Genomic DNA, 1288 nt, shown 5'->3' on the forward strand with positions numbered 1-1288 from the left:
AATTGTTATTCAGAGTTTTCGAAAGAAAATGCCGATTAATCATTTAGTTGATTAATTAGCGTCTACTTTAGTATTACTTAACTTCTGGCGAAGTTAAAACTGTCTTTGACGATACAAACCATTTTGGGTTGTATGGTTAAGTGACTAAGCGTACACGGTGGATGCCTTGGCAGTTGGAGGCGATGAAGGACGTACTAACTTGCGATAAGCTAAGTCAAGCCAGTAAGAGGCACTTGAGACTTAGATTTCCGAATGGGGAAACCCACCGCTTAGCGGTATCTTGCAGTGAATACATAGCTGTAAGAGGCAAACCGGGAGAACTGAAACATCTAAGTACCCCGAGGAAAAGAAATCAACCGAGATTCCGAAAGTAGCGGCGAGCGAAATCGGATTAGCCCTTAAGCTTCAGTGTAATTAGTGGAACCTTCTGGAAAGTTGGACGATACAGGGTGACAGTCCCGTACACGAAAATTTATCTGAAGTGAAATCGAGTAGGTCGGAGCACGTGAAACTTTGACTGAATATGGGGGGACCATCCTCCAAGGCTAAATACTCCCAACTGACCGATAGTGAACCAGTACCGTGAGGGAAAGGCGAAAAGAACCCCTGTGAGGGGAGTGAAATAGAACCTGAAACCGTGTACGTACAAGCAGTAGGAGCCCTTCGAGGGTGACTGCGTACCTTTTGTATAATGGGTCAGCGACTTATATTCTGTAGCAAGGTTAACCATTTAGGGGAGCCGTAGCGAAAGCGAGTCTTAACTGGGCGCTTAAGTTGCAGGGTATAGACCCGAAACCCGGTGATCTAGCCATGGGCAGGTTGAAGGTCAGGTAACACTGACTGGAGGACCGAACCCACTAACGTTGAAAAGTTAGGGGATGACCTGTGGCTAGGAGTGAAAGGCTAATCAAACCGGGAGATAGCTGGTTCTCCCCGAAATCTATTTAGGTAGAGCCTCGGACGAATACTTACGGGGGTAGAGCACTGTTAAGGCTAGGGGGTCATCCCGACTTACCAACCCTTTGCAAACTCCGAATACCGTAAAGTACTATCCGGGAGACACACGGTGGGTGCTAACGTCCATCGTGGAGAGGGAAACAACCCAGACCGTCAGCTAAGGTCCCAAAGTGTATGTTAAGTGGGAAACGATGTGGGAAGGCTAAAACAGCTAGGAGGTTGGCTTAGAAGCAGCCATCCTTTAAAGAAAGCGTAATAGCTCACTAGTCGAGTCGGCCTGCGCGGAAGATGTAACGGGGCTAAACATACCACCGAAGCTACGGCTGCATAC

Annotated in this window: 1 rRNA gene; it reads left to right on the forward strand. The window is 47.6% G+C overall.

From position 1 onward, the window contains the following. Positions 1-134 precede the first annotated feature (134 nt). Positions 135-1288 (forward strand): 23S ribosomal RNA (locus QNM16_RS24890); the annotation flags it as partial.

Source organism: Pseudoalteromonas umbrosa (genome assembly GCF_030125375.1).
Lineage (GTDB): Bacteria > Pseudomonadota > Gammaproteobacteria > Enterobacterales > Alteromonadaceae > Pseudoalteromonas > Pseudoalteromonas umbrosa.